Origin of the sequence: Streptomyces sp. NPDC086835 (genome assembly GCF_044745705.1) — a bacterium.
Taxonomy (GTDB): domain Bacteria; phylum Actinomycetota; class Actinomycetes; order Streptomycetales; family Streptomycetaceae; genus Streptomyces.
The window spans coordinates 320,127-337,666 of record NZ_JBIVAU010000006.1 but is presented as its reverse complement, the minus strand read 5'-3'; the positions used below and the strand labels follow the sequence as shown (position 1 = coordinate 337,666).

15 protein-coding genes are annotated in these 17,540 nt (G+C 72.5%); 6 read left to right on the top strand and 9 right to left on the bottom strand.

Going from position 1 to position 17,540, the window contains the following annotated elements; genetic code table 11:
• The first annotated feature begins 104 nt into the window (after positions 1 to 104).
• Positions 105 to 524: an ATP-binding protein gene (locus ACIPJI_RS21610; RefSeq protein ID WP_402248067.1), complete on the top strand. Its 420-nt coding sequence runs from the start codon at positions 105 to 107 to the stop codon at positions 522 to 524.
• A gap of 53 nt (positions 525 to 577) precedes the next feature.
• Here ACIPJI_RS21610 and xylA read toward each other — a convergent pair whose 3' ends face one another.
• A complete protein-coding gene (gene xylA / locus ACIPJI_RS21605) occupies positions 578 to 1,747 on the bottom strand; it encodes a xylose isomerase (RefSeq protein ID WP_356619720.1) in 1,170 nt (389 codons plus the stop codon).
• 168 nt (positions 1,748 to 1,915) lie between these two features.
• On the opposite strand from xylA, the gene xylB reads away from it, so the two are divergent.
• Complete coding sequence (gene xylB / locus ACIPJI_RS21600) at positions 1,916 to 3,391, top strand: xylulokinase (RefSeq protein ID WP_356619718.1); 1,476 nt, start codon at positions 1,916 to 1,918, stop codon at positions 3,389 to 3,391.
• A 217-nt stretch (positions 3,392 to 3,608) separates the two neighbouring features.
• Here the strand turns inward: xylB and ACIPJI_RS21595 are convergent, their stop codons facing one another.
• The 4 genes from ACIPJI_RS21595 to ACIPJI_RS21580 form a co-directional block, all read right to left on the bottom strand.
• Positions 3,609 to 4,070, bottom strand: coding sequence for a MaoC family dehydratase (locus ACIPJI_RS21595; protein WP_356619716.1), 462 nt, complete (start codon positions 4,068 to 4,070; stop codon positions 3,609 to 3,611).
• Between the two features lie 19 nt (positions 4,071 to 4,089).
• The gene (locus tag ACIPJI_RS21590; protein ID WP_356619714.1) at positions 4,090 to 5,442 is read right to left on the bottom strand and encodes an MFS transporter; all 1,353 of its coding nucleotides are present in this window, start codon (positions 5,440 to 5,442) and stop codon (positions 4,090 to 4,092) included.
• A gap of 289 nt (positions 5,443 to 5,731) precedes the next feature.
• A complete protein-coding gene (locus ACIPJI_RS21585) occupies positions 5,732 to 6,955 on the bottom strand; it encodes an acetyl-CoA C-acetyltransferase (RefSeq protein ID WP_402248064.1) in 1,224 nt (407 codons plus the stop codon).
• 152 nt (positions 6,956 to 7,107) lie between these two features.
• Positions 7,108 to 8,025 (bottom strand): LysR family transcriptional regulator, encoded by a 918-nt coding sequence (locus ACIPJI_RS21580; protein ID WP_402248247.1) that lies wholly within the window; start codon positions 8,023 to 8,025, stop codon positions 7,108 to 7,110.
• Positions 8,026 to 8,159: 134 nt separating this feature from the next.
• Between ACIPJI_RS21580 and ACIPJI_RS21575 the strand changes: the two genes are divergently transcribed.
• From ACIPJI_RS21575 to ACIPJI_RS21560, 4 genes are all read left to right on the top strand, one after another.
• Positions 8,160 to 9,077, top strand: coding sequence for a CoA transferase subunit A (locus ACIPJI_RS21575; RefSeq protein ID WP_373465436.1), 918 nt, complete (start codon positions 8,160 to 8,162; stop codon positions 9,075 to 9,077).
• 41 nt (positions 9,078 to 9,118) lie between these two features.
• Positions 9,119 to 9,889, top strand: a complete 771-nt coding sequence (locus ACIPJI_RS21570) for a CoA-transferase (RefSeq protein WP_356619710.1) — start codon at positions 9,119 to 9,121, stop codon at positions 9,887 to 9,889.
• A gap of 183 nt (positions 9,890 to 10,072) precedes the next feature.
• Complete coding sequence (locus ACIPJI_RS21565; protein ID WP_402248062.1) at positions 10,073 to 11,605, top strand: 3-hydroxyacyl-CoA dehydrogenase; 1,533 nt, start codon at positions 10,073 to 10,075, stop codon at positions 11,603 to 11,605.
• A gap of 200 nt (positions 11,606 to 11,805) precedes the next feature.
• Positions 11,806 to 12,972, top strand: coding sequence for a pentapeptide repeat-containing protein (locus ACIPJI_RS21560; protein WP_402248060.1), 1,167 nt, complete (start codon positions 11,806 to 11,808; stop codon positions 12,970 to 12,972).
• Between the two features lie 42 nt (positions 12,973 to 13,014).
• Here the strand turns inward: ACIPJI_RS21560 and ACIPJI_RS21555 are convergent, their stop codons facing one another.
• From ACIPJI_RS21555 to ACIPJI_RS21540, 4 genes are read right to left on the bottom strand one after another with little or no spacing between them, the layout of a single operon-like run.
• Complete coding sequence (locus tag ACIPJI_RS21555; protein ID WP_402248058.1) at positions 13,015 to 14,286, bottom strand: ROK family protein; 1,272 nt, start codon at positions 14,284 to 14,286, stop codon at positions 13,015 to 13,017.
• A gap of 56 nt (positions 14,287 to 14,342) precedes the next feature.
• Entirely contained in the window at positions 14,343 to 15,788 is a 1,446-nt protein-coding gene (locus ACIPJI_RS21550) for an FAD-dependent oxidoreductase (protein WP_402248056.1), read from the bottom strand.
• A complete protein-coding gene (locus tag ACIPJI_RS21545) occupies positions 15,785 to 16,972 on the bottom strand; it encodes an MAB_1171c family putative transporter (protein ID WP_307709489.1) in 1,188 nt (395 codons plus the stop codon). Before ACIPJI_RS21545 ends, ACIPJI_RS21550 begins: the two co-directional genes overlap by 4 nt.
• A 3-nt stretch (positions 16,973 to 16,975) precedes the next feature.
• Complete coding sequence (locus ACIPJI_RS21540; protein WP_005309191.1) at positions 16,976 to 17,506, bottom strand: hypothetical protein; 531 nt, start codon at positions 17,504 to 17,506, stop codon at positions 16,976 to 16,978.
• Between the last annotated feature and the right edge of the window lie 34 nt (positions 17,507 to 17,540).

The following is a 17,540-nucleotide window of genomic DNA, read 5'->3' as shown; positions in this document are numbered from 1 at the left end:
CCGACCGAACAGGAGCCCATGTGATTGCCATGGAACGTGCACCGAGCCCTGCCCCTGGGCGGGCCGGGCCCACCTCCGCGCTGCGAAGCCTGGCTCATTGCGCCATGCCCGCCACGCCGGAGGCCGCACGCGCACTCCGGCGCTTCGCCCGGGCAGTCGCACGCCGATGGCGACTGGCCGAGCACTTCGACGAGGCGCTGTCCGTCATCGTCACCGAACTGGTCACGAACGTGGTGCTGCACAGCGGCAGCCCATGGGTGTCCACGGTGATCAGCGTCCGGGGCGACGCGCTGACGGTCGAGGTCATGGACGGTGGCTGCTGGAAACACCGGGTGACCAGAAGGCAGGAACCGCTCGACGCCGACGTCCCCTGCGGGCGCGGCCTGCGCCTCGTCGACGCCTACGCGACACGGATCATGACGCACCGGATGGAGCTGGGCAGTGTGGTGCGCGCGGAGATCGCGCTCCACAGCCGGCCGCCCTTCGTGCGCGACCCGCTCCAGGCTTTCGACACGCATCTGTAAGACGGCCCGGGGCCGCTCCGGATCATCCGGAACGACCCCGCGTGCGCGTGCGGTCAGCGCGCTCCGAGCAGGTGGTCCATCGCCAGCTGGTCGAGGCGCTCGAACGCCATCCCGCGCTCGGCGGCGGCGTCCACGTCGTAGTCCTCGAACGCGGTCCGGTCCGCCAGCAGCGCCGCCAGCCCGTCGTCCGCCGTCGGCCGCGCCAGCTCGTCCAGGCGTGAGGCACGCAGTGCCTCGCGGACCGCGGGATCGGCGCGGAAGGCCGCGGCACGCTCCTTGAGGATCAGGTAGTTGCGCATGCAGCCGGCCGCCGACTCCCACACGCCGTCGAAGTCCTCGGTCCGCGGCGGCTTGAAGTCGAAGTGCCGAGGGCCCGCGTAACCGGCCGTCTCCAGCAGATCGACCAGCCAGAACGCGGATCGCAGGTCACCGGCGCCGAAGCGCAGGTCCTGGTCGTACTTGATGCCGCTCTGGCCGTTCAGGTCGATGTGGAAGAGCTTGTCCGCCCACAGCGCCTGCGCGATGGAGTGCGGGAAGTTGAGCCCGGCCATCTGCTCGTGGCCGACCTCCGGGTTGACGCCGTACAGCTCCGGGCGCTCCAGCCGCTCGATGAACGCCAGCGCGTGGCCGACCGTCGGGAGCAGGATGTCGCCGCGCGGCTCGTTCGGCTTGGGCTCGATGGCGAAGCGCAGGTCGTAGCCCTGCTCCGTGACGTACTCGCCGAGCAGGTCGAAGGCTTCCTTCATCCGGTCCAGTGCGACGCGCACGTCCTTGGCGCCACCGGACTCCGCGCCCTCGCGGCCGCCCCAGGCCACGTATGTCTGCGCGCCCAGCTCCACGGCCAGGTCGATGTTGCGGATGGTCTTGCGCAGCGCGTACCGGCGCACGTCACGGTCGTTGGCGGTGAAGCCGCCGTCCTTGAAGACCGGGTGGGTGAAGAGGTTGGTCGTCGCCATCGGCACGATGAGGCCGGTGGCGTCCAGCGCCTCGCGGAAGCGCTTGATGTGCGCCTCGCGCTCACTGTCGTTCGACCCGAAGGGGATCAGGTCGTCGTCGTGGAAGGTCACACCGTACGCGCCGAGGTCGGCGAGCCGCCGGACGGACTCCGCAGGGTCCAGGTGCGGCCGGGTCGCGTCCCCGAACGGGTCCCGGCCCTGCCAGCCGACCGTCCAGAGGCCGAAGCTGAACTTGTCCTCGGGGGTGGGGGTGAAGCGTTCCGTCATGGCCATGTCCGCCTTGGATCACTGGTTTGTTTTCTGACCTTACTAATAATGCATGCCGACCCCCGATCACAGAAGACCCCCGGGCACTGTTGTCGCGCGGGCGCGTGACGTAATTTGTTTCCAGCTCGGCCAAATGGCCGCGCACGAGCTCATGGGAGAGGTGCGGCAATGCCGGCGAACGCGGTCGTCATCGGGGTGGACAGCTCCACACAGTCCACGAAAGCGGCGTTCACCGACGTCACCAGCGGACGGCTCCTCGCCGTCGGCAGGGCGTCCCACCACGTCACCGGCGAGAACGGCGCACGGGAGAGCGACCCCGAGGTGTGGTGGCAGGCCCTCGCGGCCGCCGTCGCCGCTGGCCTCAAGGAACTGGCGGCGCTCGGCATCGAACCGGCCGCCGTCACCGGCATCGCGGTCGCCGGACAGCAGCACGGCCTCGTCGTCCTCGACCGCGCCGGCGCCCCCCTGCGGCCCGCCCTGCTCTGGAACGACACCCGTTCCGCGCCGCAGGCCGCCGCCCTCACCGAGGCACTCGGCGGCCCCGAGGCATGGACCGCCCGCACGGGCTCCGTCCCCGTCGCCTCCATGACGGCCGCCAAGTGGCAGTGGCTGCGGGAGAACGAGCCTGCCGCCGCTGACGCCGCGGCGGCGGTCCGCCTGCCGCACGACTTCCTCACCGAACGCCTCTCCGGTGTCGCCGCCACCGACCCCGGCGACGCCTCCGGCACCTGCTGGTACTCGACCGCGACCGGCGCGTACGACCCGGCCCTGCTGGACCTCGTCGGCCTCGACCCGGCGCTTTTGCCGACCGTCGCGCCGACCGGCGCCACCCGCGTCGGCTCGCTCACGCCCGCCGCCGCGGAGCGGCTCGGCCTGCCCGCCGGGATCGCCGTCGCCGCAGGAACCGGCGACAACATGGCCGCGGCGGTCGGCCTCGGGCTCGGCGGAGCGGGACTGCTCGACCACCCGGCCCTCAGCCTCGGCACATCGGGCACCGTGTTCGCCGCGACCCGCACACGCCCCGCGTCACCGGCGCTCGCCGGGTTCGCCGCGGCGGACGGCACGTACCTGCCGCTCGCCTGCACCCTGAACTGCACCCTCGCCGTCGACAAGGTCGCGTCCCTGCTGGGCCTGGACCGGGAGGCCGCCGAGGCGGGCGGCGAGGTCGTCCTGCTGCCGTACCTCGACGGCGAACGGACGCCCGACCTGCCGGGCGCGTCCGGCATGCTGACCGGCCTGCGTCACACGACCACCCGCCAGCAGATCCTCGGCGCGGCCTACGAAGGGGCCGCCGTGACCGTCCTGCGCGCTCTCGACGAGGTCATGCGCGCCTGCGGCCAGGACCCGGCGGACCCCGGGACCGCCGCGCGCCCCCTCAGGCTGGTGGGCGGCGGGGCGAACGGCCGCCACTGGGTGGAGACCGTGCGCCGTCTGTCGGGCCGCCCCCTGCTGATCCCCGCGAGCGGCGAACTCGTCGCCCTCGGCGCCTCGGCGCTGGCCGCGGCGGCGGCGACCGGAGCGGACCCGGTGGCACTGGCGGCGGACTGGGGAGCGGGCTCCGGGACGGAACTGGAGGCGGTGGAGCGGGACACGGAGACGTGGGAGCGGGTGTCGTCGGCGGTGGAGGGGGCGGCGGGGGGCTGACGGCCCCGTCTGGGGGGCGCCGCCCCCGTACTCCCGCGCCTCGAAAGCCGACGGGGCCGAAGTTGCCGGCGAGGCTGTTTTCGCGCAGCGAAATCCAGCCCGTCCGGCGATCGAGGTCACCGCGCGGAGCGCGGTACCGGGTCCGGGCGGAGCCCGGTTCGGGGAGCGGCGGGGTGGGGAAGCGGCCCTGCGCAGCGCCCCCACGACCCACCCCTCGTCACGGATAGAAGTGCGTCAGCGACGCCGCCACGCACGCCGGCTTCGTTGAGCCCTCCCGTTCGAACGTGAACGCCCGCGTCATGCTCACCCCGCCGCGTTCGACCGGGACCACCGACGTGATCGTCGCGTGGAGGCGGACCCGGCTGCCGGCCGGGACGGGGGAGGGGAAGCGGACCTTGTTGACGCCGTAGTTGAGCGCCATGCCCACTCCCGTGACCTGGAGCAGTTCGGCGAACATCGGGATGCCCCAGCTGAGGACCATGTACCCGTGGGCGATGGTCCCGCCGTAGGGGCCTTGCGCCGCGCGCTCGGTGTCCGTGTGGATCCACTGGTGGTCGCCGGAGACGGCGGCAAACATGTCGATCAGGTCCTGGGTGACCTCGCGCCACCGGGAGTGGCCGAGGTCGTGGCCGGTCAGTGCGCTGATCTCGGGGATGCCGTCGACGATGAGGGGGGCCATGATGTCTGCCGCCTCCTGTTCAGGCCGTCGTCGTGACGGCGGCGGTCGTGCCCGGTGCGGGCTGCGCCGCCGGTTCGTCCGCGAGTTCGTCGTGGTTGGGGCGGCGCAGGATCAGCACCATGCAGCCGAGGGTGAGCAGCACCTGGAAGACCGCGTAGAAGATGACCGCGGTGATCGAGCCGGTCCAGTTCAGCAGGGACTGGCCGACGATCGGGGTGGTGCCGCCGAGGATCGTGCCGCACAGCTGGTAGCAGAGGGAGATGCCGGTGTAGCGGACGTTCGCGGGGAAGCGGCTCGCGAGCATTCCGGCGAGGGCCGCGTAGTACAGGCAGTGCGGGATCGTGGCGACGGAGACGCCGATCATCGCGAGGGTGTAGTTCTCGGTGCCGATGAGGATGAACATCAGCGGCAGGAGGACGATCTCGGGGAGCAGCATCACGCAGACCGCGCGGGTCATGCTCTTCATCCGCGTCGCCAGCACGGCGCCGAAGGGCTGCACCAGGACCTGGACGACGTTGGCGACCAGGATGATCGTGAGGAACGAGCTGCGGTCGAAGTCCAGGCTGCTGGTGGCCCAGGAGAGGGCGAACGTCGACTTGAAGTAGGTGGCGGAGAGGCCGATCGTGCAGGCGCCGATGCCGAGCAGGATCAGCGTCGGCTGGGTGCGCAGCACTTCGGTGAGCGGCAGCTTGGAGACGTTCTTGGTCTTGATGGCCTTGGCCATGGCCGGCGACTCGGCGACCCGCATCCGCACGAACAGGCCGACGAAGACGAGGACCGCTGAGGCGAGGAAGGGGATGCGCCATCCCCAGGAGACGAAGTCGTCGTTCGGCAGCTGACTGATCGCCAGGAAGCTGACGGTGCTGAGGGTGTTGCCGACGGGGGAGCCCTGCTGGGCGAAGGCGCCGTAGAGGATGGACTTGCCCTTGGGGGCGTGCTCGGAGGCGATCAGCACGGAACCGCCCCACTCGCCGCCGAGTCCGATGCCCTGCACCATGCGGATGCACACCAGCAGGATCGGGGCCGCGACACCGATCGAGGAGTAGCCGGGCAGCAGACCGATGAGGGTCGTGGCGATGCCCATCATCAGCAGGGTGATGACGAGGGTCTTCTTACGGCCGAGCCGGTCGCCGAAGTGGCCGAAGATGATGCCGCCGAGCGGGCGGGCGAGGAAGCCCACCCAGAACGTCGCGAACGCGACGAGGGTGCCCAACGGGCCTTCGAGCTCGGGGAAGAAGACCTCGTCGAAGACGAGGGCCGCGGCCGTTCCGTAGATGTAGAAGTCGAACCATTCGATGGTGGAGCCTATGAAGGCTCCCAGCCCCGCTCGGTTGGCGGTTCTCTTCTGCTCGCGTGCGGTGGACGCACTCATGCTGCGGCTCCCAGGGGACAGTGATCAGGGGGAGCGGGAGGGGGGCGCCGTCCCGGCGTGTGGGGCCTCCCGTCGTGACTGGCGTAACGCTGCCAGTCGGAACCTAGACGGGTCCAATACCGAATAGCTGCCGCAGTGAGAGGTTTCGCGTCTGGATCGGGCGGCCGGAACGCATCGTTCCATGCCGGCGCCGGCGAGGCCCGGGTGACCGTGTCACCCGGGCCTCGCCGGCGCGCGTGGGCGCTGCGGTGCCGTTCTGCGTGCCGTTTCGCGGGTCAGGCCGTCACGGTCAGGCCGTCACGCGCTCGAAGACGGCCGCCAGGCCCTGCCCGCCGCCGATGCACATGGTCTCCAGCCCGTAGCGGGCCTCACGGCGGCGCATCTCGTGGGCCAGGGTCGCCAGGATGCGGCCTCCCGTGGCGCCCACCGGGTGGCCCAGCGAGATGCCGGAGCCGTTGACGTTGATCCGCTCGTGGTCGGCCTCCGAAAGCCCGAGCTCCCGGGTGCAGGCCAGGACCTGCGCGGCGAAGGCCTCGTTCAGCTCGATCAGGTCCAGGTCGGCGAGCTTCAGCCCTGCCCGCTCCAGCGCAGCCCGGGTCGCCGGTACGGGGCCGATGCCCATCGTCCCGGCGGGCACCCCGGCCCGGGCGAAGGACACCAGCCGCACCATCGGGGTCAGGCCCAGCCGTTCCGCGGTCTCGGCGCTCGTCACCAGGCAGGCCGCCGCCGCGTCGTTCTGCCCGCTGGCGTTGCCAGCCGTGACCGTCGCCTCCGGGTCCGAGCCGATGGTGAGGGGCCGCAGCGAGGCGAGCTTCTCCGCCGTGGTGTCCGGGCGCGGGTGCTCGTCCGCAGAGACCAGCGCCTCGCCCTTACGGCCGCGTACGGGCACGGGCACGATCTCGTCGTCGAACAGCCCGGTCCCGATGGCCCGCCCGGCCCGCTGCTGGGAGCGGAGCGCCAAGGCGTCCTGGTCCTCCCGGCTGATCCCGTACTCACGGCGGAGGTTCTCCGCGGTCTCGATCATGCCGCCGGGCACCGGGTGGTTGACGCCGCCGGCGGTCACTCTGCCGCGTGCGAGCGAGTCGTGCAGCTGAAGGCCGGGGCCCTTGATGCCCCAGCGGCCGTCGTGGGTGTAGTACGGCGCCGCGCTCATCACCTCGACGCCGCCGGCGATCACCACGTCGCTGAAGCCGGCCCGGATCTGCATGGCCGCGTCCAGCACGGCCTGAAGGCCCGAGCCGCAGCGGCGGTCGACCTGGACCCCGGTCACGGACACCGGCAGCCCGGCGTCCAGGGCGGCCACCCGGCCGATCGCCGGGGCGTCGGACGTCGGGTAGGCGTGACCGAGGATCACCTCGTCGACCTGGCCGGGGGCGATGCCGGTGCGGCGGACCACCTCCGCGATCACGTGCGCCGCGAGAGCGGCGGGACGCAGGCTCGCGAGGGCGCCGCCGAATCTGCCGATCGGGGTGCGGAGCGGTTCGCAGATGACGACATCGGGCTGACCGGACATGCGGTGGCCTTCCTGGGTACGGGCGGGTGATGCTCTGCCGACCCTTCCACCGGCCGCCGCGTCCGGTCCAATATCCGATCGGGGGCCGATTGAGACGGCGGGAGAATCAATCGCGCAGGGCGGTGGGATCAGTGGCGCAGGACGGTGGGGGATCAGTCGCGCGGCATGCCGGCCGGTCCGGCGGGTGTCGGCAGCGCCTCGGCGGCCACCGCCAGCACACTGCGCAGGGCCGCCGACGGATTGTCGGTGCGCCAGGCGAGCGCGGCCTGGAGACGGGTCGGCGGGCCGTCCAGCGGACGGTGCACCAAGCCCGTCTGCTGGATGTGCAGACAGGAGGAGAGGGTGAGCGTCACGCCCACGCCCGCCGCCACCAGCGCGAGGATCGTGTACGAGTCGGGGGCCTCCTGCACCACCCGTGGATGGAAACCGGCGTCCTCGCACGCGCGGAAGGTGGCATCGCGCAGCGTGGAGCCGGCGTTGGCGGGGAAGCTCACGAACGGCTCCGCGGCCAGGTCGGCCACCGCGATCCGCTCACGGCTCGCGAGGGGATGGTCCTGCGGCAGCGCGCACAGCAGCTCCTCCTCGCCGATCACCCGCGTCTCGACACCGGGCCGGCCGGCGGGCAGGCGCACGAAGCCCAGGTCGAGCGAACCGTCCGCGACCTTGGCCAGGGCGACGTCGGCGTAGGTCTGGCCCTGCATGACCAGCTCCAGGCCGGGATGGGCGGCCCGGACCGCCCGGGTGAGCAGGGGCAGGGTGTGGTGCGAGGAGGCGCCGGCGAAGCCGACGGTGACCCGCCCGTACTCTCCTTGGCCCGCCGCCTTCGCCACGCGTACGGCGATGTCCAGATCGTCCAGGACCGTGCGTACCGGCTTGAGGAAGGACTGCCCCGCGCTGGTGAGCCGTACCGAGCGGGTGTTGCGCTCGAACAACTGGACGCCGAGCTCGCGCTCCAGCTGGCGGATCTGCTGGCTCAGCGGCGGCTGAGCCATCTGGAGCCGTCTGGCGGCGCGGCCGAAGTGCAGTTCCTCGGCGACCGCGAGAAAGGAGGTCAGATAGCGCAGTTCCACGGCCGTCCCGTTCCGTTCCATCCGGATTCCACTGGACGCCCGGTGGCTATTTCTCCTGGCGTCTCAATGCGACCTTAATTTGGTATTGGACAGTAATCAATGGGGCTGGCAGCGTGTGGGCCGTGGACAAGACCATGACGATGAAGGACGCGATCGCCTCGTTCGTGCACGACGGCGACACGGTGTCCCTCGAAGGCTTCACCCATCTCATCCCGACGGCCGCCGGCCACGAGATCATCCGCCAGGGCCGCAGGAACCTCACGGTGGTGCGGATGACGGCGGACATCGTGGTGGACCAGCTGCTCGCGGGCGGCTGCGTCACCAAGCTGGTCTCCTCCTTCGTCGGCAACTCCTCTGCCGGCTCGCTCGGAGAGCTGCGGCGGCGCATCGAGACCGCCGATCCCGAGCCGCTGGAGTTCGAGGAGTACAGCCATTACGGGATGATCTGCCGCTATCTCGCCGGCGCCCAGCGCCTTCCCTTCCACCCGCTGCGCTCCTACGCCGGAAGCGACCTCCCCTCGGTCAACCCGGGGATCCGCAAGGTCACTTCGCCCTATCCCGGCCCGGACGGTGCCACGGAGGAGATCTACGTGGTCCCGCCGGTCAACCCGGACGTGACCATCGTCCACGCGCAGCGCGCGGACCGCTCCGGCAACACCCAGGTCTGGGGCCTCACCGGCGTCCAGGCAGAGGCGGTCTACGCCGCGAAGAAGGCCGTCGTGGTGGTGGAGGAGATCGTCGAGGACGAGGTGGTGCGCTCCGACCCCAACCGGACCGTCATCCCCTCGCACGCGGTCCATGCCGTCGTCGCCTGCCCGCGCGGCGCCCACCCGTCCTTCGCCCAGGGCTACTACGACCGGGACAACGCCTTCTACCGGTCCTGGTCGCACATCAGCAAGGACCCCGCCCGGCTGCGGGACTGGATGGCCGAATGGGTGTACGGCACCCGCGACCACGCCGAGTACGTCGCCAAGCAGGGCGAGGAGTTCTGGGCCGGACTGGCCGTGGGCGAGGCGATGAGCCTGCCCGTGAACTACGGACGACGGCTGTGACCGCGCCACCGACCGACGGACCGAACGACGGAGAGAAGAAGATGACAGCCGCCGGCACCGCGACCTCCTCGGAGCTCCTCTCCGTGGTCGCCTCCCGTGAACTCGCCGGGCGACGGACCGTGTTCGCCGGGATCGGCCTGCCCACCCTGGCCGCCTCGCTCGCCCACCTCACCGTCGCGCCACGCCTCGAGATCGTCTACGAGTCTGGGGTCTGCGGCGCGCACCCCTCGCAGCTGCCGGAGACGATCGCCGACGCTGTCCTCATCACCGGCGCCGAGGCCGTCCTGTCCATGGCCACCCTCTTCGGCTCGGTGCTCCAGGGCGGACACATCGACGTCGGCTTCCTCGGCGCCGCCCAGATCGACCGCCACGGCAACCTCAACTCCTCCGTCATCGGCGACTGGGACAGGCCGAAGGTCCGCCTCCCCGGCTCCGGGGGAGCCATGGAGGTCATGGCCAACTCGGGCGAGGTGTTCGTGGTGATGCGCCGTCACGATCCCCGCTCGTTCATGGCCGAACTCGACTTCTGCACCTCGCCCGGCCCCGACAGAGCGCTCGCCGACGGCATCACGCCGCGCGGCGCGGGAGTCACCCGCGTCATCACCGACCTGGGCATCCTCGCCCGCGCGGGCGCGGGGGAGGAGCTGCGGCTGGTCGCCGTGCATCCGGGCGTCACCGTCGACCAGGTCCGGGCCGCCACCGGCTGGGACCTCCAGGTCGCCGACGAGGTCGCCACCGTCGAACCGCCTACCGCGGACGAACTGCGGCTGCTCCGGGAGGACGTCGACCCCGGCCGCGTCTATCTGCGCTGAGACACGGCCGCGCGGCCAGCGGGCCGCGTGGACGTCGAGACGCGCGGCCGTTTCGACCTGAGGGCGCGCAGACGTCGAGACGCGCGGCCGTGCGCACGCGCACACGCACGCGCACCACGCACACGCGCACGCACGCGCCGCCTGCACGCGCCGGACACGAGGAACAAGGGACGAGGAAACCGTATGCGCATCAGGGTCGTCGGGGCCGGGGTCATGGGCCGGGGGATCGCCCAGTGGGCCGTCACCGCCGGACACACCGTCGAACTGGCCGACGCCCGGCCGGAGACCGTGGACGAGGCCGTCGGCTTCGTCACCGGGATGCTCGGCCGCGCCGTCGAGAAGGGGCGCACCTCCGCCGAGGACGCCGCCGCCGCGGTGGACCGGCTGGTTCCGCTGCGGTCCCCGCTGGCTCCCGGCGACGGCGTCGGCCTCGTCGTCGAGGCGGTGCTGGAGGACCTGGCGGTCAAGACCGAGCTCTTCACGGGCCTGGAGAAGGTCCTGCCGGCGTCGGCGGTCTTCGCGACCAATACCTCCTCGCTGTCCGTCACCCGGATCGCGGCCGGACTGGCCGACCCGACGCGGCTGGCCGGGCTGCACTTCTTCAACCCCGTACCACTGATGAGGATCGCCGAGGTGATCCCCGGCGCCGCCACCCGCCCCGCCGTGGTGCCGTTCCTCGTCGATCTCGTGGAGAAGAGCGGACACCGCGCGGTCGTCGTCGCCGACACCCCGGGCTTCCTCGTCAACCACGCGGGGCGCGGCCTGATCACCGAGGCGCTGGCCCTGCTGGAGGAGGACGTCGCCGACGCGTCCGGTATCGACCGGATCGCCCGTGACGTACTCGGGCTGCGCATGGGCCCCTTCGAGCTCACCGACCTCACCGGGCTCGACGTCACCGCCTCCGTCATCGACACGGTCTGGCAGGGATTCCGCCACTCGGAGCGCCTCCGCCCGTCGTACCTCACACCGAACCGGGTGGCCGCCGGGCTGCACGGCCGCAAGACCGGCCGCGGCTTCTACGACTACGGCCCCGACGCGCCCGGCACCCCCGCGGAGCCGCCGGTCACCGGCGACGCCGCCCGGCCGGTCCATGTGCCCGGCGACGCGCCGGACGCGCAAGAAGTACGCCGCGTCCTGCGTGCCGCCGGGGCGGTTCTCGACGAGGGGGTACGGCCCGGCGACCGCGCCGTGGTGCTCGTGCCCGTGTGGGGAACCACGGTCGCGGCGGCCGTCGCGGAGCTCGGCCTGCCCGGGGGGCGCACGCTCGGTGTCGACCCGCTCTCCCTGGAGACGCGCCGGCGGGTGCTCGCCATGACACCCGCCTGTGACCCGGAGGCGGTACGCGACGCACGCGCCGTGCTGGCCCGGTCCGACGACGTCGTGCCCGTACCCGTGTCCGTCGTGCGCGACACCGCCGGATCGGTCGCCCAACGGCTGCTCGCGTCCATCGTCTCGGTCGCGGCGTCGATCGCCGAGCGTGCGATCGCCGCGCCCGCCGACATCGATCTCGCCGTCACCGCCGGCCTCGGCTACCCGCACGGCCCGCTCGCCTGGGGCGAGAGGACCGGCGCGGCCCGGATGCTGGCGCTGCACCGCGCCCTGTACGGGACGACGGGCGATCCGCGCTACCGCCCGACGCGGTGGGTCACCGAACGGGCCCAGCTCGGCCTGCCCCTGACGCATGCGGGGGCGACGCCGCCGCATGCCGCGGTGTGACGCCTACGCGCTAGGACCGGGCCCGGTAACGCGCTTCGCCCGGTGTCCCCCACCGGGCGACCCGGGGCGCGGCAGACCTGCTCGGGGAACTCGACGGCAGGGCCGTCTGGAGGCGGCCGGGCCAACGGCTGCTCGAGCGCTGACCCGTTCCGCCCCCAAAAAGCCATGGCGGCCCGTCGGTGGCCTAAGCTTCCATGCCCATGGAGACAGGGGGGCCCGGCCGTGGCCGCAGGCCGGTGCGCGAACGACCGGTCATACGTCGTGCCGTCGTCGCCCTGCTGGCCGGGACAGCGGTGCCGGCCGTTCTGGGCGCGGTGCTGATCATCCTGCCGGGCGTCGTCGTCGACCATGATCTCGCCGGGGCGAGCGTGGCCGCGCAGGACCGGCTCAAAGCGGTCAACGACGTCCGTACGACGTTGCTGCAGGCCGTCGGCGGAATGGTCCTGCTGTTCGGCGCGTACGCCACGTGGCGGCAACTACGCGTCAGCCAGGACGGCTTGCGCGCGACCCAGGAGGGTTATCTCACCGACCGGTTCAGCACGGCCGTCGACCAGCTCGGCAGCGACAAGCTGGAGACACGCATCGGCGGACTCCACGCGCTGTGGCGGATCGCGGAGTACTCCGCCCGCGACCGCGAGGCCGTCATCTCCATCCAGGCCGCGTACCTGCGGACACATCTGCCCTGGCCGCCCACCGGGCCGCAGGCTCCGGCAGCGGACGTGCCCGTCAACGACGTCGTTCCGCTGGAGGTCCGCGCCGCCGACGCCCAGGTGGCGCTCACCGGGCTCGGAGTGCTGCTTCTGCACCCCCGGGAACAGTCCTGGGTCAACCTCGGCGTCACGGACCTGCGCCGGGCCGACTGCGACGGGCTGTGGCTGCACGAGGTCAACCTCGACCGGTCCTGCATGGAGGCGGCGGGCCTGTACCACGCCAACCTGACGCAGGCGTCTCTCGTCTCGGTCAACCTGCGGCACGCCGACCTCAAGACGGCGATCCTGCGCCGGGCCCGCTGCGTCCTTGCCGACCTGCGGGGCGCACGGCTGGTCGAGAGCGACCTGCGGGACGCGGACTTCACCGAGGCCGACCTGCGCGAGGCGAACCTGCGCAAGGCCGACGCGGGCGGCGCCGTCTTCCGCAGCGCAGACCTGCGCCTGGCCGACCTGCGCGGCACCGACCTGAGCACGGCCGACCTTCTTCAGGCACGTCTGACCGGCGCGGTGGCCAGTGAGCGCACCCGTTGGCCCGCCGGATTCGACCATGCTGCCGCCGGCGTCGTCGTCACCGAGGATCCCGGCCCGGAACCGCCGCCGCTGCTCCAGCCCTCCGGCATCACGACGCAGCACCCGCCCCTGCGGTCCATGCCCTGACCGAGGTGCCCGGGTGACCGCTGCGCGGGGGCGGGCGCTCCGTCACACAGGCGGGCGCGGCGCGTACGCCACCGGGTCGGCCAGGACGTCCTGGACGACGAGGGCCGCCGCCCCCCGGGCGGCGTCCGCGGCGGGGGAGGACGCCCGCAGGCGGGCGCTCGTCGGGGACCACAGGCCGGAGACCACGCGGGCCTCCAGCTCCGCGCCCGTCGGCGGGCCCAGCCACGGCATCAGGGGCCGGTAGACGCCGCCGAGCACGACCGCGTCCGGGTCGAAGAGATTCACCGCGCCGGACAGCGCGCGCCCCAGCGCCCTGCCCGCCCCGGACAACGCGGCGAGCGCCGCGTCGTCGCCCGTGCGGGCACGGTGCTCCAGCTCCGCCATGCCCGCCGCGCCGGCGCGTTCGTCGAGGCCGGCGGCGCGCAGCAGCGCGGCCTGGCCGGCGTACTGCTCCAGGCAGCCGCGGGATCCGCACCGGCACAGCGGGCCGTCGTCCGAGACGGCGACATGGCCGATCTCGCCTGCGAACCCGTTCGCTCCGCGCAGCAGTTCACCGTCCAGCACCAGCGCGCCGCCGACCCCGATCTCGCCCGTCAGGTACAGGAAGCTGCGCACGTCGCCGAGGCCGCCGAACCACAGCTCGGCGAGAGCGGCGAGGTTCGCCTCGTTCTCTGAGCGGACCGGCAGGGCGGGCAGCCCCGGCCGCAGCGCGGCGAGGGCCTCGGCGAACGGGGTCTGTGCCGGTACGGAGGTCCAGCCGAGGTTGGGCGCCTGGAGCACCGAGCCACCGGAGATCAGGCCCGGCAGGGCCAGCTCCGCGCCGACCGGACGCAGTTCCTGCTCGGTCGCCGACTCCAGCGCGCGGGCCGCGATCCGGGCGGCGCGGCCGAACACCTCCGCCGGCGCGGCGCCCCGGTTGTCCAGATGCTCCACGAGCCGCACCCGGTCCGTGCCGGCGAGGTCGACGACGCACACCGCCACGTAGTCGACGTTGATCTCGACGCCGATGCCCGCGAGGCCGGTGCGCGCGACCTTGAGCACCGTGCCCGGCCGGCCCGCCTGGCCGCTGAACGTCTTGCCCGACTCGGACAGGAAGCCGCTCTCGATCAGCTGCTCGACCAGCGAGGAGACGGCGGCTCGGGTCAGCCCCACGCGTGCCGCGACACCGGCGCGGGTGGCCTCGACCTGGTCGCGGACCGTGCGCAGGACCAGGCTGAGGTTGTGCCGGCGCACGGTCTCGCGGTCGGCCTTCGGCTCCATCGGAGTCCGGCCGCCCGTCCCGGCGCGGGCTCTGCCTGAGTGATTGCCGTTCATATTGCCGCTGAGCCTAGGCGATGCCTGTGACGTGCCACTCGCCGATCCCCGCCGCGTCAGGCGTCGGCCGGGTCCGCCTCCCGCTCGCCGCGCGGTTCCTTCGCGATGCGCAGCTCGTCGTCGCTCAGCGGCGGCCCGGTCAGCGGCTTCAGCGCCGGGCCGCGGAGCACCGCCAGCGCGATCTCCGGCTTCAGCAGTGAACTGGTCGGCGCGGACAGCGTCATCACGTCGAACAGGGCCTTGGCGACGAGTGGCCGTCCCGTCGCGGTGAGCATCAGCCGGTCGACGTAAGTCCGGAGCACCTTCGCCGCGGCGCCCGGGTCCTTGCCGATCGCCCCGGGGTAGAGGATGTCCTGTCCGGTGGCCAGGTCCCACGCCGTGCCGACCGGCCCGGCGAGCGAGCGCTGCACGCGGCGGGCGAGCCCGGGGGAGACCGTGCCGTGCAGGGCCAGCGCCCGCCGCAGCGCGAGGACGCCCTGGGCGGCGACCGACATGCCGTGCCCGTAGACGGGGTTGTAGGTGGCGACCGAGTCGCCGACGGCGACGAAGCCCTCCGGCCAGTCGCGCAGCTTCTCGTAGTAGCGCCGGCGGTTGACGGTGCTCCGGGAGACGACGACGTCCGTCAGCGGTTCGGCGTGGGCGATGAGATCGGCGACGACGGGGTGGCGGACGGAGCGTGCGAAGTCCTCGAACTCGTCGGCGGCGTTCGTCGGCTGCCCACCGCGCGTGCCGGACAGCGTCACCAGCCACCTGCCGCCCTCGACGGGCACGATCGTGGCCGTGCAGCCCGGTCTGGGCTCACGGGCGTCGGCCTGCACGTTGACGACCGGGTACTCCTCCGAGCCCGCGGGGGCGCGGAAGATCCGGCTGGCGTAGGCGAGCCCGGAGTCGACCTTCTCCTCCCGGACGTCGCCGACGCCCAGCGCCTTCAGCCACTCGGGGGCCCGTGACCCCCGGCCGCTCGCGTCGACGACCAGGTCGGCGTGGAGCACCCGTTCGCCTGCGTCTTCGCCGCGCACCCGTACGCCGGTGACCCGGCCGGCGCCGCCCTCGAGGCCCAGCAGTTCGGTCCGCCGCAGGACGGTGATCCGGGGGCTCGTGAGCACCTGGTCCCGTACGACCCAGTCGAGCAGGTCGCGGCTGCAGGCGATGAGGAACTGCATCTCCGGGAAGCGGCGGAACCAGCCCTGTGCCGACATCGACACCAGCCCGGTCGGCAGCGGGATCCGGCGGGCGCCCGCGGCGAGCCAGCGGTCGGTGATGCCGGGCAGCAGCGACTCCATCGCCCGCGCCCCGCCCGACCACAGCAGGTGCGCATGGTGCGCCTGGGGGAGGCTCCTGCGTGACAGCGGCCCCTCCGGCAGGACGTCGCGCTCGACGACGGTGACCTCGTCTGCATAGTCGCGAAGGACGCCGGCCGTCAGCATGCCGGCCAGGCCGCCGCCGATCACCACGGCTCTGCGGGGTTTGTTCCTGGTGGTTCTCACGGGATCGCTGCTCATAGGGTGCCGCTCTCTGACCTGGCCGTACGCAGACGCGCTGCTGCGACGACGGGTGAATGACGCAGGGCGAGGGACATGCGCACCAGATCACGCGGTCCCGCGGCTGCGACGGAGGTGTAGGCCTCTGCCGACCTGACTATCCGCCCCTCGGGGTCGGCGGCGCGGGACCGCAGGGCCGCGGCGACCATCGCCGCGTCCGCGATCGCGTCCGCCTGCCGGGGGTCCGCCCCTTCGGCGACGGCCTGGTCGTAGGCGTTCGTCCGCAGGGCGCGGTCGAAGTACGGGTCGAGCTGGAGCATGCCGTCGTGGATGTCGGACTCCCGCTGCGTCACCCGCAGCTCGACCGGTGAGAGCCACGAGATCCGCACCGAGGGGCTGTGGTCCGGGGCGGCGGAACGCAGCTCGCGCCACAGCGTCCCGAGCCGCCGGTAGGCGGCCCAGGCGTGCCAGCTGTCGGACAGCCGCTGGCCGGCGAGCGGCAGTACGAAGCCGACGGCGCTCAGCAGCGCGCCGACCGAGGCGAGTGGCGGCGCGGCGAGCGTGGACAGGTAGTCCCAGTCGTGGCCGGCCCAGCGGGCGCCCACGGCGGACGACTTGGTGACTCCGTAGGCGAGGTTGAACAGCGATCCGACGACGATGGTCACGAGCCCGCCGCGGAGCCAGCCGCGGACCTTCAGCGACCAGCGCCAGCAGAGCACGGTCATGCCCACGGCAGCGACGCTGTGGGCGGCCAGGTAGAGCGCGATCATCTCGCGTATGTACGGCGTCCTGGCGTAGTACGTGTCGAGGTCCCGCAGCCGTTCCACCGGGGCGTCGCCCAGTGCGAAGAGCACGATGAGCGCCACGACGACGACGCTGTACGCGCCCATCCAGCGCAGGGAGATCCGGCGGGTCTCCTCGGGCGGCCCGCCGCGCCAGTTGACGAGGAGGACCAGGCAGGAGGCGCTGAACGCGGACAGGATGCAGTAGACCAGCGGGGCCGAGATGTTGGGGACGCCGGTGATGCGGTTGACCTCGGCGATGGTGGGCGGCGCGGCGAAGAAGAACGTGGACGCGCCGAGGACGAGCAGGGCGCAGACGGACCGGAGGAGCGGGTCGCGCCAGTCGCGCCGCATTCCCGGAATCTTGAACGCGAGTGCGATTCCGAGGGCGGCTGCGGGAATGTAGTAGTCCGGTCCGTTCACGCCTCAGCCCTGTGGCCCGCGGTATCCCAGCGACGCCTCGATGCGGCCGGCCAGCCCGTCGCGGCGGACCGGACCTCTTCCGTTCGAACCGGCCAGCCAGGCACGGCACTTGCTGCCGAGCAGCAGGCCGAAGCTCTCGGCCTCGTTCTCCTCGGCCTGGTCGAAGCGGGTACGGGCGGCGACCTTGAGGACGGTCGCCTGGAGGTCGGCCTCGTCGGACAGCAGCCGTGCGGCGACGGCGGCGCCCTCGACGTGGTGGCTGCAGTGTCCGGCCTTCATGTGCCACAGCTCATGGCCGAGAATTACCAGTTGATGGTCGGGAGCGGTGCGCTCCTCGATCACCACGAGGTCCTGCTCGGCCATGTCGAGCCACAGCCCGCTGGCGGTGCCCGGAGGGAAGGACGCCATGCGGTAACGCACGGGCCTGCCACGGCGTTTGCTCATGCCCCGGCACAGGGCGGAGTAGAGGTCCGCGGGTTCCGCCGGTGCGGGCAGATCGATTCCGCCGACCAGCTCGCCGCACAGCCGGCGCATCTCTTTGCCTATGCTCACCGCTCTCCCCTCCCCG